This window comes from Pseudomonas sp. F007 (genome assembly GCF_057814275.1).
Map to the genome: position 1 here is coordinate 17,812 of NZ_JBVATA010000007.1, position 13,551 is coordinate 31,362.

Genomic DNA, 13,551 nt, shown 5'->3' on the forward strand with positions numbered 1-13,551 from the left:
AGGAGCGTTTGCATGATTGCGGGCAGTATGGTGGCACTGGTCACTCCCATGGATGCACAAGGGCGTCTTGACTGGGACAGCCTCAGCAAACTCGTAGACTTCCACCTCAACAACGGCACCCACGCCATCGTCGCCGTCGGCACGACCGGCGAGTCGGCCACCCTTGACGTCGAAGAACACATTGCCGTCATCAAGGCCGTGGTCAAGCAGGTTGCCGGGCGTATCCCGGTGATCGCCGGCACCGGCGCCAACTCGACCCGCGAAGCTGTCGAATTGACCCGCAACGCCAAGGAAGCCGGCGCCGACGCCTGCCTGCTGGTAGTCCCGTACTACAACAAGCCGACCCAGGAAGGCCTGTACCAGCACTTCAAGCACATCGCCGAAGCCGTCGACATCCCGCAGATCCTCTACAACGTTCCCGGTCGCACCTCCTGCGACATGCAGGCTGAGACCGTGATCCGCCTGTCCAGCGTGCCGAACATCATCGGCATCAAGGAAGCCACTGGCGACCTGAAGCGCGCCAAGGCCATCCTCGATGGCGTGAGTTCGGATTTCATCGTGCTGTCCGGCGATGATCCGACCGCGGTCGAACTGATCCTGCTGGGCGGCAAGGGCAACATTTCCGTGACCGCGAACGTCGCGCCGCGGGAAATGGCCGACCTGTGCGAAGCCGCACTCAAGGGCGACGCCGAGACCGCACGGGCCATCAACGAAAAACTCATGCCGCTGCACAAGGACCTGTTCATCGAAGCCAACCCGATTCCGGTGAAATGGGCTCTGGTCGAAATGGGCCTGATGCACGAAGGCATTCGCCTGCCTTTGACCTGGTTGAGCGCTCCTTGTCATGAAACGCTTCGCTCGGCCCTGCGCCAGTGCGATGTATTGGTTTAATTGAGGAAGTAATACGCATGAAGCGACTGGCCGGACTTTCCGCACTTGCCTTGATCATCTCCAGCACCAGTGGCTGTGGATGGGTCTGGGGCCCGGAAGGTTATTTCCGTGACCGTGGTAGCGACTACCTCGAAGCGCAACAGACTGCACCGATGCAACTGCCGCCGGACATCCAGACCTCCAAACGTCTGGATCCACTGCTGCCGATCCCGCGCAACGTGGCCGACGACACCGCCAAGGGTGAGTACGTCGTGCCGCGTCCGCAACCGTTGTCCGCCGTTGCCGAAGCCAGTGACTACAGCCTGCAGAAAAGCGGCGACTCGCGCTGGCTGATGGCTCAACGTCCGCCGGCTGAAGTCTGGCCGGTAGCCGTACAGTTCTTCCAGGACAACGGTTTCCGCCTGGACCAGCAGCGTCCGCAAACTGGCGAGTTCACCACCACCTGGCAGCGCTCCGACGAATTGTCGGCGGCGATGGCCAAGCGCCTGGCCAGTGCCGGCGTCGCCGCCGATGCCGAGACCCGCGTACGGGTACGCATCGAGCCGGGCGTGCAGCGCAACACCAGTGAAGTCTACGTAGTCAGCGCCGAGCGTCCTGCCGGCAGCAGCGATGACGTGGCCTTCACCAACCGTTCGGTCAACACCGGTCTCGACGCCGCGCTGGTCGACGACATGCTGGCCAGCATGAGCCGCATTTCCGAGAAAGGCGGTTCGGTCTCGATGCTCGCCTCGCGTGATTTCGACACCCCGAGCCGCGTCAGCCTGATCGAAGACGGCAGCGGCAACCCGGTGCTCAACGTCGGCAACGACCTCGACCGCGCCTGGTCGAGCGTGGGTCGTGCGCTGGAGCAGGGTGAATGGCGCGTTGAAGACATCAACCGCAGCCTGGGCCTGTACTACATCAACCTGGCGGAAAAAGCCGAGAAGAAAAACGAGAAGCCTGGCTTCTTCGCGAGCCTGTTCGGCAGCTCTCCAGCCAAGGAAGAAGTCGAGGCGCGCGCCGAGCGTTATCAGGTACGCCTGAGCAAGGTCGGCGAAAACGTCCAGGTCACCGTGGAAAAAGACATCAACACCGTGGCGCCGGCTGAAGTGGCGCGCAAAGTGTTGGGCGTGATTCAGGACAACCTGGGCTGATCGAATGCGTTTTGCCGTTCTCGGCAGCGGTAGCCAAGGGAACGGCACGCTGATAGCCAGTGACGACACCTGTGTCCTGGTCGATTGTGGTTTCTCCCTGCGGGAAACCGAAAAACGCCTGCTGCGCCTGGGTGTATGCCCGACGCAGCTGAGCGCGATACTGGTAACCCACGAACATGCCGACCACGTGCATGGCGTGGGTTTGCTGTCTCGGCGCTACAATATTCCCGTTTACCTCAGCCGTGGCACCTTGCGCGGGATGCGCAAGCCGGTCGAACCGGCAGGGTTCGTGGCTGGAGGTGAACAATTGCAGATCGGCGGGCTGAGCATCGGCGTGATCGCCGTGGCCCATGATGCACGGGAACCGACGCAATACGTCTTCAGTGACGGCACGCGGCGGTTTGGCCTGCTCACCGATCTGGGTTCGTATTGCGCGACCGTGCTGGACGGCTACAAGGACCTCGATGCATTGATGATCGAGTCCAACCATTGCCGTGACCGCCTGGCGCGCGGCCATTACCCGACCTTTCTCAAGCAGCGGGTGGGTGGCGAACTGGGACATTTGAACAACCACCAGGCGGCATTCCTGGTGTCCGAGTTGGGCTGGAAAGACCTGCAACACCTGGTACTGGCCCATCTGAGCAGCAAGAACAACCTGCCGCAGCTGGCCCGGCAATGTTTTGTCGACACCCTCGGGTGCGACCCGGACTGGCTGCAACTGGCCGATCAAGATTCAGGGCTCGACTGGCGACACATCGCCTAGCCCATCTACTTAGCAAGCGGAGCCCATCATGGAAAAACGTGAAGAACTCTACCGCGGCAAAGCCAAGTCGGTTTACCAGACCGACGACGCCAACCGCTTGATCCTGCTGTTTCGCAACGACACTTCGGCGTTCGACGGCAAGCGCATCGAACAACTCGACCGCAAGGGCATGGTGAACAACAAGTTCAACGCCTTCATCATGCAGAAACTCGAAGCGGCCGGCGTACCGACCCAATTCGACAAACTGCTGGGCGACAACGAGTGCCTGGTGAAGAAGCTGGACATGATCCCGGTTGAATGCGTCGTGCGTAACTACGCCGCCGGCAGCCTGGTCAAGCGCCTGGGTGTCGAGGAGGGCATGAAGCTCAACCCTTACACCTTCGAGCTGTTCCTCAAGGACGACGCCAAGGGCGACCCGTTCATCAACGAATCCCACGTCGTGGCATTCGGTTGGGGCACGGCCGAGCAACTGGTGCGCATGAAAGAACTGTCGCTCAAGGTCAATGAAGTCCTGAGCAAACTGTTCGACGACGCCGGCTTGCTGCTGGTCGACTTCAAACTCGAATTCGGCGTATTCCACGACGGCTCCATCGTCCTGGGCGACGAGTTCAGCCCGGACGGCTGCCGCCTGTGGGACAAGGCCACCGGCAAGAAGATGGACAAGGACCGCTTCCGCCAGGGCCTGGGTGACGTCATCGAAGCCTACGAAGAAGTCGCCAACCGCCTTGGCGTACCGCTGTAATCGACGCAAGCATCTGATAGCACGGAAAAAAATTCACCAGAGGGCTTGCTTTCGGTGACCGTGCTGTTATGATTCGCGCCGTTGGAGAGATGCCAGAGTGGCCGAATGGGACGGATTCGAAATCCGTTGTACCTTCACCGGTACCTAGGGTTCGAATCCCTATCTCTCCGCCATTACACAGAAAAGCCCCCGTAGCTGAAAAGCGCGGGGGCTTTTTCGTTTCCGGGATTGGGCTACTTCACCCCGAAGCTCAAGGCCAGGCGTTCCACGTACAGCTCCAGGGAGCCTTTCAGTCCGATGTCCTTGAGATTGATCTCTTCCTTAGCCAAGTGTTCGAGGAAGGTTCGCATGTCGTTCCGTATGCCGTCTGGCAGCGTTATGGGGTCGCCGGTCAATTGACCGCTCAACTGCAAGACGTCATTGCGGTGTTTTCGAATGTTCCTGCTATCGAGTTGTTCGCCCGCTTGTCTGCGCGCTGATAAGTCGAGCCAGGCATGAGCCTTGAGTGGAATCAAGCGATCGGCGCCGATGAAGGTGATTTCCTCATTCGACTGACGACCTTCCAGGAGGAAGTGATAGTAGTGGTCATCGAGCAGGATCGCTGACAGGTTTGAGACTGACTCGTCTGTCGGAACAGGGGTCAGTGTCGCGTTCTCCGAATGCTCGATCCCTTCCGGTGCCCGCGAAAACAATTCGATCTGGGCGGGGTAGGATTCATCTCTTGGATTCTGGAACCGATAGAAAACCGGCCGTCGACCGCCCGTGCCGACCACCTGCCTGATCGCGTAGCCACCTTCGTGAATGAAGGCCCAGAATGCCGAGACAAATTCGGCGTCAAGGGCCTCGATAACCAGAACAATATCGAGATCCTTGGTGGCTCGAAATGTTTGGCCAGATGCGTCCATGGTGAGCCAGGAGGCAACACCACCGATGAGGACGTATTGATGTTGGAATGCGCTGAAGTAGTGCCCGAAAACGTCTAATCCTCGGATTTGAGCCATGTCACGTTCTCCCTGAGTTCATCCAGAGCCTGCTGTACCCGCTCATCCGGGTTGTCTTGCAGGCTCAGCAGCAACGACGCTTCGTCGGCGATGTGCTGGTCTTCCTTGAGGCTGGAATAAGCCCAGATTTCTATCCAGGCCTTGGTCATATCAAGCGATTCGGCGACCTTGAATGCCTGCTCCCCGCGCATGCGGTCGAACTGATTTTTGCTCATGCCAAAAACCGGTTGTGCTGGATCTGCAAGCATCGTGAGTGTGGCCAGGGCGCTTTCGCCGCTTAGAAATACGCCGTTGTCCGGCTGAAGCAAGCGGTCAATTGCGACTTTGCGTTTTACCGGCGAGCGCAGGCAAGGGCGGGCCTTTGCGTAGACCGCTGCAGGAGTGGCGGTAAATGAATAGAGTTTTTTGAATCCAGGGTTTTCAGTGGCGTGGATGATCTCCAGCGTCGTCAATTGATCGATGACTTTGCCAAGGGTGACCCGGCTGTACTTGAACCCTTCCATGATGGCGTGGGAACTGAAGGGCTTTTCGCGGTCCCAGCCCTCATACAGGCGTGCCAGCAGCATGGCTTGGGCCGCAGGAAAAAGTGCCGACACCGCCTGCTCGTTTCGTCGCGCGCGAATCCTCTCGCGCAGGTCCATCGCCAGTTCGGGGATGAATAGCTGGTAGCCAGGCTGGATAAAGTTGATCTGGCTTGCGATCAGACTTCGCCGTTCTGACACCGAGAGTGACCTACACGCGTACACGATCACTTCGTCGGTGACTTTTCGAACCTGGACGAGGTGTTTGCCGAGGGTGACGACGCCCGGGTACTGGTCGTTGACCGGTAGCAGCAGGATCATCGATAGGTGAGATGCCCTTGATGCGTCGCCTAGCGAGACGACCAGATTGGCCAGTTGGTACGACTCTTTGATGTAGTGAGGAACCTTGAGCGCCGAAGCCGGCTTTATTGTGACATCCGCACCGAGTATCGATTCGAAATAAAGCCTGATGTCGTCCTTTAAAGCCGGCATTTTACGTCACCTTGTAAACCTGTTTTTTTAACTGTAAGCCGGCATGGTTAACAGGTCAAAAAATTGGTTAACACAATGCGGCATTGCCGGTATGCATTTCGCCCGATGGCTGGGGCGATTTGTGAACCCTCCTCACGCCGAAACCCCGCCCCCACCCACCAAAACCTCCGCCCCCGCCACCTTGCACAACTCCACCCCTGCCGCCGCAAACCGAATCGCACTGCGCATGTACATCACGCCGCTGACGGAACTGCGCACCACCTCGGTGTGCCCGCTGACAGGATCAATGATGTGCACCAGCGCTTCGTCACGTTCAATCCAGGCACCCGGTTTGTGCAGGAACACCACCAGCCCGGCGCACGGCGCGTGGAGGGTGAGGGAGCCTTCGAACGGGGTGATCGGTTGCAGCAGTTCTGGCAGCGGGGGAGCTGTGCCGGCGAGGATGCCTCGGTGTTGCAGGAAGGCATAGAGCGCGGCGGCGTCGGTGGCAGCCAGAGCGTGTTCGACCTCGGCTTCGCCGCGCAATTCGACGGTGGCGGCGACGCAGCCGGCGGGGATCGGGAAACGGTCGGCGAACCGTTCTGCCAGGCGCCACCAGGGTTGGCCGCAGGCTTCGTCGAACGAGCCGGCGCCGGTGCCGCTGGCCAGCAGCGTGGCCTGGGCACCGATGTAGCGGGCGAGGGGTTCGAGCTCGTCCCGGTAGGGCGTCTCGCCGTACAGATGAACCACCGCCTGGGCATCGCAATGCAGGTCGAGGACAACATCGGCATCCACCGCCAGCAGCAATTGCGCCTGGCGCAAGGAGTCAATTTCGCTGCCTGGCTGTAGGTGTTGCAGGGCTTCGATCATCGCCTGGCGAATGATCCGGCGGTTCTCCAGCGCATCGCTGCCCAGTTCGTCGCCGATGCGCTGAACGATCATCGCAGCCAGGTCCGGATAGCGGCGGTTGAAGTTCTCGCCGCTGTTGAAGTCGAAGCGGCCCATGGCGTCGTGCATCAGGGTCTGTTCCAGGCCGATCGGATTGGCGATCGGCACCAGGACGATTTCGCCGAGTATCTCGCCGCGCGCTTCGGCAGCGTCGAGCCGTTGCCGCAAGTGATGCAACACCAGCATGCCCGGCAGTTCGTCGGCGTGCAGGCTGGCTTGCAGATAGACCTTGCCGGCGCCACCGGCCTGACCGTAATGCAGGCTGATCAACTCTCGCCGCGTGCAGGGCGTGCGGGTCAGCAGGGGATGATGGTGCACGCGCATGGGACGCTCCTTGTCAGGTCAGGCGTTGCATCTTTATGAAAATTTACGCCCCCAACAATCGAATAATTTACCTGTCACTGGTGAACCAGATGATCCATTCGGCGCCCCAAGAGGCCCAGGTTTTGTTCAATTAAATTGGACGAAGGCGCAAATTTATTTCGATTGATGTAATTGTTTTGTCACCAATACTAGAGCCCTCGAAACAGGCAGGGATATGCCCGCCTCAATACAAGAATAAAGAGGTGCTCCCATGACCAGCTGTGCCCAGGCGCTCGTCCAGTTACTCGAAGGCTACGGTGTGGAGTCGGTGTTCGGCATTCCCGGCGTGCACACCGTCGAGCTGTATCGCGGACTGCACGGCAGTTCGCTGCGCCACATCAGCCCGCGCCATGAGCAGGGCGCCGGTTTCATGGCCGACGGCTACGCCCGCGCCAGCGGCAAGCCAGGGGTGTGCTTCATCATCACCGGCCCCGGCATGACCAACATTCTCACCGCCATGGGCCAGGCCTACGCCGACTCGATCCCGATGCTGGTGATCTCCACCACCAGCCGCCGCGAACACCAGCGCCTGGGTCATGGTTACCTGCACGAAATGCCCGATCAACGTGCAGTGGTCGCCGGCGTCTGCGCCTTCAGCCATACCCTGCAACGGCCGCAGGAATTGCCGGAAGTCCTGGCCCGCGCCTTTGCGTTGTTCAGCTGTGCACGGCCACGTCCGGTGCACATCGAAATTCCCCTGGACGTGCTCGAGATGCCGGCCGAGGGTCTCGATCTGCGTCCACGCAACTTGCCGCAAGCCCCGGCGCCGGCCGCCGCGAACATCGACGCGGCGTTGCAATTGCTGGCGGCGGCACGCAAGCCGTTGATTCTCGCCGGTGGCGGTGCACGGCGTGCCGGCCCGGCCTTGCAGGCACTGGCCGAGCGTCTGCAGGCCCCCGTCGCGCTGACCACCAATGCCCGTGGCTTGCTGGCGCCGGAGCACCCGCTGTTGCTCGATGGCGTGCAGTCGTCGGCTCACGGTCGGGCGTTGTTCGGCGAAGCCGATGTGGTGCTCGCAGTGGGCACCGAGCTGGGCGAAACCGACTACGACTTTTTCGGCCTCGGGCCATTGGCGTTGAACGCGCCGCTGATTCGCCTGGACATCGATCCGTTGCAAATCCTCGGCGCCACCCGTGCCGACGTCGGCTTGCTGGGTGACGCCGAGTTGGGCCTGCAGGCGCTGTTGAATGGCCTGCCAGAGACTCAGGTCAGCGACTGGCCGAGCCTCAGCGTGGCCCGCACCAATGCCGCCGAGCGCAGCAGTTGGAACCACAAACAGAACGTCATGCAGCAGATGCTCGACACCCTGCGCGACAGCCTGCCGGCGCCGATTGTGGTCGGCGACTCGACGCAGCCGGTGTACCAGGGCGCGTTGGGTTACCGGGCGCCGCAAGCCAACAGCTGGTTCAACGCCGGCACCGGTTTCGGCACCCTCGGCTACGGTTTGCCGGCGGCGATTGGTGCCAAATTGGCGATGCCCGGGCGTCCGGTGCTGGCAGTGGTCGGCGACGGTGGCGTGCAGTTCTCCAGCGCCGAATTGATCGCTGCCCGTGAGGCGCAGGCCGGGGTGATCGTGGTGCTGTGGAACAACCACTGCTACGCCGAGATTCGCGACTACATGACTGCGCGCGACATCCCGCCATTGGGCGTCGACATTCTGCCGCCGGACTTCGCCGCGCTGGCCAAATCCTGCCACGTGCAGCACCGGTCGATCAGCAGCCGCGCGCAATTGCGCGATGTGCTCGCGGGTCTTGTCGATACCCGTCAGCCGGTACTGCTGGAACTCGACGCTGCCGCCTTCCTGTCTGCCTGAGCAGCCTCCGCCGAACCCTTGGAGAAAGTCGCATGGAATTGCAGAAAAGATTTGCCCGTAAATGGATCGACCAGCACCGCCAGCAGTTGTCTGACTGGCACCAGATCATCTGGCACTACGCGGAGCCGGCGTTTCGCGAATACAAATCCTGCGCCTGGTACGTCGAGCTGCTGCGCAAGGAAGGATTCACCGTCGAAGAGGGCAGCGGCGGCATGCCGACCGCGTTCTGTGCGACCTTCAGCAATGGCGACGGTCCGGTGCTGGCGACCTACGCCGAGTATGATGCAGTGCCCGGCAACTGCCAGGCCGCAACCACCCGCAAGATGCCGCGTGACGGCCTGTCACGCTTCGCCCCGGGTCATACCGACCCGCATTCGGCGTTGGGCATCAGTGCCCTCGGCGGGGTGCTGGCGGCCAAGGCGGCAATGCTCGAATTCGGTATCCAGGGCACCATCCGCTTCTTCGGCGAGCCGGCGGAAAAACTCCGGGCCTCGAAACCGGTCCACGCCGCCAAGGGTTACTACGACAACCTCGACGCGGCGATCAGCTTTCACCCGACCTACATGCTGCCGCTGAACAACACCACCACCTGGGACACCCATTGTGGTATCGCCTACGCCTACATTTACAGCTTCACCTGTGAGGATCCGGAGAACTGGATCGCCGCCGACCGCTACAGCCCGATCCCGCAGAACCACCTGGCCGCCCGCGCGCCGGGGGCCAACGATGCGTTGATGCACTTCTACAACCTCAACGAAAGCCTGCGCCGTTCGACCCTGCCGTTCACCGGGCTGTGGAGCTACAACGAAGCCATCCTCACCGCCGGCCAGGCCACGGCCGACAACCTTCCGCCGCACCTGTCGCAGATTCAGTACCTGCTGCGCTGCGACTCGATCGAGCAGGCCGAGACCATTTCCTCGGTGATGGATAACAACGCGGCCGCGGCGGCGATGGCCACCGGTTGCCAGTGGAAGAAGACCTGGGTCTGCAAGTCCCGTGGCGGCCTGGCCAACCACGTCCTGGCCCAGGCCACCTACGACAACCTGGCCGCCATCGGCGCGCCGCAGTGGGGGCTGGAAGCCTGCGAGATCGCCCGGGAAATCCAGGTCAACCTGGGCCTGGAACCGATGGCCGAACCTTTCCTGCCAGCCATCGAGCAACTGATCGATCCGCAGGAATGCGAACGGCAGATGCGCCTGCAAATGCCGGCCTGGCAGAAGTACCTGACCTCCGACGACTACCCGGAATACACCTGGCATTGCCCGACCGTGCGCCTGCTGGTGGCGCGGCCGATGCTCGCTGCGCCGGCCGGTCACGTCTACCCGGACTGGGTCTCGAATGCCCTCGGCGGCATCCCGCAGACCATCGATCCGATGATCGACGTCGCCTCGAAAACCATCGCCACCACCTTGCTCGATCTGTTCTGCAACGAAGATCTGCTGGCCGCCGCCAAGGCTGAATTCGACCAGCGCACCGGCGGTGGCATCGGCGGCGAACACTGGCAGGCGCCGTTGCTGCCCAGCGACTTCCAGGCCCCGCACCGTTTCCGCTGGCCGGAGTACATCAGCACCGCGCGCGGTGAGGAATGGTGGATCCCGGCGCGCGAAGACGAGTGATCCCGGCGCCAGCCCTGCGTACCGAAACAACCAGAATTCGAGGAACCAGACGTGCAAGCACTGACCAACGTCCACATCCCGCAGCCCGAGGCGGACACCGCCGTCGTCGCCATCGACGACCTGCACAAAAGCTACGCCGATCACCACGTGCTCAAGGGCATTTCGATGCGCGCCAAAGAGGGCGAGGTGGTCTCGCTGATCGGCTCCAGCGGCTCGGGCAAAAGTACGTTGCTGCGCTGCATCAACCTGCTGGAAATCCCCTGCAGCGGCAGCCTGCGGATCAATGGTGAGCAGGTGAAGTTGAAGACCGGACGCCACGGCGAGGCGCAAGTCGCCGACCCGCGTCAGGTCGAGCGCCTGCGCACGCGCCTGAGCATGGTGTTCCAGAGTTTCAACCTGTGGCCCCATCGCACGGTGCTGGAGAACGTCATCGAAGCGCCGGTGTATGTGCTCGGTGAGGACCGCAAGGAGGCCACCGCCCATGCGGAACACTTGCTGGAAAAAGTCGGCCTGATCGACAAGCGCAATGTCTATCCGGCGTTCCTGTCCGGCGGCCAGCAACAGCGCGTGGCGATCGCCCGGGCGCTGGCCATGCGTCCGCAAGTGATGCTGTTCGACGAACCGACCTCGGCCCTCGATCCGGAGCTGGTGGGCGAAGTGTTGCGGGTGATCCAGGGCATCGCCGAAGAAGGCCGCACGATGATTCTGGTGACCCACGAAATGGCCTTCGCCCGTGATGTGTCGAGCAAGGTGATCTACCTGCACCAGGGCCGTGTCGAGGAAGAGGGCACGCCGCAGCAGGTATTGCTGGACCCGCGCAGCGAGCGCTGCCGGCAGTTTGTGATGGCCCAGGATAACCGCGGATAAAAGAGCAATGGATACCCTGTAGGAGCGAGCTTGCTCCGGGCGGCGTTCCGATGAAGAACGTCAACGATGACGCGGACATTCTGTATGTACGCGGCGTCCTCAGGATCTTCGCGAGCAAGCTCGCTCCTACAGTGGTGGTCCGTGTCGTAACTGCAACCTCGAAAACAACACTCCCAAAGAGGCACTCTTCCATGAAAAAAACGCTCTTGGTTACCCTGCAAGCCTGCGTGCTGGCCGCTATCGCCAGTAGCGCCGTGGCCGCTGACAAACTGGTGTTCGGCATCGCCCTGGAACCCTATCCGCCGTTCTCGTTCAAGAGCGGCAAGGGCGACTGGAGTGGTTTCGAGCCGGAGATGATCACCGCCGTCTGCGCGCAGATGAAGGCTGAGTGCACGCTCAATGAGATGTCCTGGGACGGCCTGATTCCGGCCCTCAAGTCGCAGCAGGTGGACGTGGTCCTCAACTCGCTGTCGATCACCCCCGAGCGCCAGCAGGTGATCGACTTCACCCAGCCGTACTTCTTCACCCGCGCCCTGTGGATCGGCGAAAGCGCGCTGCCGCTGGAAGCCACCCCGGAAGGCCTGAAGGGCAAGATCATCGGTGTGCAGGGTTCGACCACCCACTCGGCGTTCGTCAAGAAGTACTACGGCGCGACTTCGACCATTCGTTACTACAACGACCAGGACGACATCCTCTCCGACCTGCGCAGCGGCCGCATCGACATCATGATCGGTGACCAGTTGGTGGTCGAACCGCTGCTCGACCAGCCGGAAAACGCCATGCTCGCCAGCAAGGGTGTGGCGCCCCTCGATCCGCTGTTCGGTGAAGGCGTCGGTGCCGGCGTGCGCAAAGGCAACGATGCCCTGCGCGAGCGTTTGAACGTGGCCCTGCAAGCGCTGCGTGACGACGGCACGTACCAGAAGATTCAACAGCGTTACTTCAAGACCGACATCTCGGCTCTTTAGTGATCCGCTGAATCAAGCAAACCCAGCGAAGGTGTGCGCATGACTGTTACTGAAATTTCCCGGCTGTTTTTTGCCGACGGTTGGCTGCAGGCCCTGGCCGAGGGCATGGTGAAAACCCTGGGTATTTCCCTGGGCGCCTTCGTCCTGGGATTGTCGATCGGCTTGATCGTGGCCATGGTCAAGCTCAAGGGCCCGCGCTGGATGGTGGTCTGTGCCAATTGGTACACCACCCTGTACCGCGCGGTGCCGGAACTGCTGCTGATCCTGTTGCTGTATTACGCCGGTGCCGACCTGATCAACCTGACCATGGCCGCGCTCGGTCAACCCGCGGTCGAGATCAACGGTTTCATGGCGGCGGTGGTGGTGCTCGGTATTGTCCAGGGCGCCTACTCGGGTGAAATCATCCGCGGTGCCATCGAGTCGATTCCCCATGGCCAGATCGAGGCGGCACGCGCTTATGGCATCAACCGGTTGATGCTGGTGCGCCGGGTGATCCTGCCGAGCATGCTGCCGTTCGCCATCGCCGGCCTGTCCAACCTGTGGCTGGTGCTGGTCAAGGAAAGCGCGCTGATCAGCGTGGTCGGCTACAGCGAACTGCTGACCGCCGGCCGCCAGGCAGCGGCCTCGACCAAGCACTACCTGCTGTTCTACCTGGCGGTCGCGGCGTTCTATTACCTGATCACGCTGGTCTCCAGTTCGGTCTTCCGGCAGGTCGAAGTGCGCTTCGAACGCTGGATGCCACGGCACTCATAGGGAAGGGCGGTAATGGACTTTCAATGGATAAGCAGTTTTTACAATGAATTGGTCAGGGGCCTGGGGCTGACGCTCCAATTGCTGTTGATCTCGGGGTTCTTCGGTTTCCTGATGGCGATTGGCGTGGCCCTGGGGCGTTTGTCGAAGAATCCGTTCCTGGCCAACGGCCTGCGGTTCTACACCAGTGTCCTGCGTGGCACGCCCTTGCTGGTGCAGATCTACGTGCTTTACTACGGCGTGGGCAGCCTGTTCGCCACCTTCCCGTTGATTCGCGGCAGCATGTTCTGGCCTTACTTGCGTGAAGGTTTCTGGTACGTTGCGTTTGCCCTGACCCTGAGTGTGTCGGCCTATGTCGGCGAAGTGCTGCGCGGCGGTTTGCGCGCGGTGCCGCGCGGTGAGCTGGAAGCGGGGCGGGCCTATGGCATGCGGCCGTGGCTGGTGCTGCGGCGGGTGTGGATGCCACGGGCGCTGCAGATGTTGCGGCCGACCCTGGCGGGCGAGAGCGTGATGTTGCTCAAGGCCACGGCGCTGGCCTCGACGGTTGCGGTGACCGACCTGCTCGGCGCAGCGAACCTGGTGCGTGCGCAAACGCTGCGGGTCTATGAACCGTTGCTGGTGGTCGCGGTGATCTACATCATTCTGGCGATCGTGATCGAACAAGGCTTTGCCCGTATCGGCAAGACGCCCCAACGTCAGGCCTGACT

14 protein-coding genes and 1 tRNA gene are annotated in these 13,551 nt (G+C 61.6%); 12 read left to right on the forward strand and 3 right to left on the reverse strand.

Annotated features, from left to right (window positions below):
• Positions 1-12 precede the first annotated feature (12 nt).
• From dapA to ACZYR5_RS17920, 5 genes are all read left to right on the forward strand, one after another.
• Positions 13-891 (forward strand): 4-hydroxy-tetrahydrodipicolinate synthase, encoded by an 879-nt coding sequence (dapA, locus tag ACZYR5_RS17900; RefSeq protein WP_489090835.1) that lies wholly within the window; start codon positions 13-15, stop codon positions 889-891.
• Positions 892-908: 17 nt separating this feature from the next.
• Positions 909-2,024, forward strand: a complete 1,116-nt coding sequence (bamC, locus tag ACZYR5_RS17905; protein WP_489090836.1) for an NlpB/DapX family lipoprotein — start codon at positions 909-911, stop codon at positions 2,022-2,024.
• A gap of 4 nt (positions 2,025-2,028) precedes the next feature.
• Positions 2,029-2,787 carry an MBL fold metallo-hydrolase gene (locus tag ACZYR5_RS17910; protein WP_027619253.1) on the forward strand — a complete coding sequence of 253 codons (759 nt, stop codon included), beginning with the start codon at positions 2,029-2,031 and terminating at the stop codon, positions 2,785-2,787.
• Between the two features lie 28 nt (positions 2,788-2,815).
• Positions 2,816-3,529, forward strand: coding sequence for a phosphoribosylaminoimidazolesuccinocarboxamide synthase (gene purC / locus ACZYR5_RS17915; RefSeq protein ID WP_095171833.1), 714 nt, complete (start codon positions 2,816-2,818; stop codon positions 3,527-3,529).
• Between the two features lie 83 nt (positions 3,530-3,612).
• A tRNA-Ser gene (locus tag ACZYR5_RS17920) sits at positions 3,613-3,702 on the forward strand.
• 60 nt (positions 3,703-3,762) lie between these two features.
• Here ACZYR5_RS17920 and ACZYR5_RS17925 read toward each other — a convergent pair.
• From ACZYR5_RS17925 to ACZYR5_RS17935, 3 genes are all read right to left on the reverse strand, one after another.
• Positions 3,763-4,530 carry a hypothetical protein gene (locus tag ACZYR5_RS17925; protein ID WP_489090837.1) on the reverse strand — a complete coding sequence of 256 codons (768 nt, stop codon included), beginning with the start codon at positions 4,528-4,530 and terminating at the stop codon, positions 3,763-3,765.
• The gene (locus ACZYR5_RS17930; RefSeq protein ID WP_489090838.1) at positions 4,509-5,543 is read right to left on the reverse strand and encodes a hypothetical protein; all 1,035 of its coding nucleotides are present in this window, start codon (positions 5,541-5,543) and stop codon (positions 4,509-4,511) included. Before ACZYR5_RS17930 ends, ACZYR5_RS17925 begins: the two co-directional genes overlap by 22 nt.
• Before the next feature lie 132 nt (positions 5,544-5,675).
• On the reverse strand, positions 5,676-6,794 hold the full coding sequence (locus ACZYR5_RS17935) for a succinylglutamate desuccinylase/aspartoacylase family protein (protein WP_489090839.1): 1,119 nt from the start codon (positions 6,792-6,794) through the stop codon (positions 5,676-5,678).
• Here ACZYR5_RS17935 and ACZYR5_RS17940 point away from each other — a divergent pair.
• The 7 genes from ACZYR5_RS17940 (at position 6,793) to ACZYR5_RS17970 (ending at position 13,549) form a co-directional block, all read left to right on the forward strand.
• Positions 6,793-6,960: a hypothetical protein gene (locus ACZYR5_RS17940; protein ID WP_489090840.1), complete on the forward strand. Its 168-nt coding sequence runs from the start codon at positions 6,793-6,795 to the stop codon at positions 6,958-6,960. The two genes, ACZYR5_RS17935 and ACZYR5_RS17940, sit on opposite strands and share 2 nt — an antisense overlap.
• A gap of 84 nt (positions 6,961-7,044) precedes the next feature.
• Entirely contained in the window at positions 7,045-8,646 is a 1,602-nt protein-coding gene (locus ACZYR5_RS17945; protein ID WP_489090841.1) for a 5-guanidino-2-oxopentanoate decarboxylase, read from the forward strand.
• A 32-nt stretch (positions 8,647-8,678) separates the two neighbouring features.
• Entirely contained in the window at positions 8,679-10,262 is a 1,584-nt protein-coding gene (locus ACZYR5_RS17950; protein WP_489090842.1) for a zinc-binding metallopeptidase family protein, read from the forward strand.
• A 51-nt stretch (positions 10,263-10,313) separates the two neighbouring features.
• The gene (locus ACZYR5_RS17955) at positions 10,314-11,129 is read left to right on the forward strand and encodes an ABC transporter ATP-binding protein (RefSeq protein WP_489090843.1); all 816 of its coding nucleotides are present in this window, start codon (positions 10,314-10,316) and stop codon (positions 11,127-11,129) included.
• 191 nt (positions 11,130-11,320) lie between these two features.
• Positions 11,321-12,094 carry a transporter substrate-binding domain-containing protein gene (locus tag ACZYR5_RS17960; RefSeq protein WP_489090844.1) on the forward strand — a complete coding sequence of 258 codons (774 nt, stop codon included), beginning with the start codon at positions 11,321-11,323 and terminating at the stop codon, positions 12,092-12,094.
• Positions 12,095-12,133: 39 nt separating this feature from the next.
• Positions 12,134-12,847: an ABC transporter permease gene (locus tag ACZYR5_RS17965; protein ID WP_051550545.1), complete on the forward strand. Its 714-nt coding sequence runs from the start codon at positions 12,134-12,136 to the stop codon at positions 12,845-12,847.
• A gap of 12 nt (positions 12,848-12,859) precedes the next feature.
• Positions 12,860-13,549, forward strand: a complete 690-nt coding sequence (locus ACZYR5_RS17970) for an ABC transporter permease (protein WP_027619245.1) — start codon at positions 12,860-12,862, stop codon at positions 13,547-13,549.
• Positions 13,550-13,551: the final 2 nt, after the last annotated feature.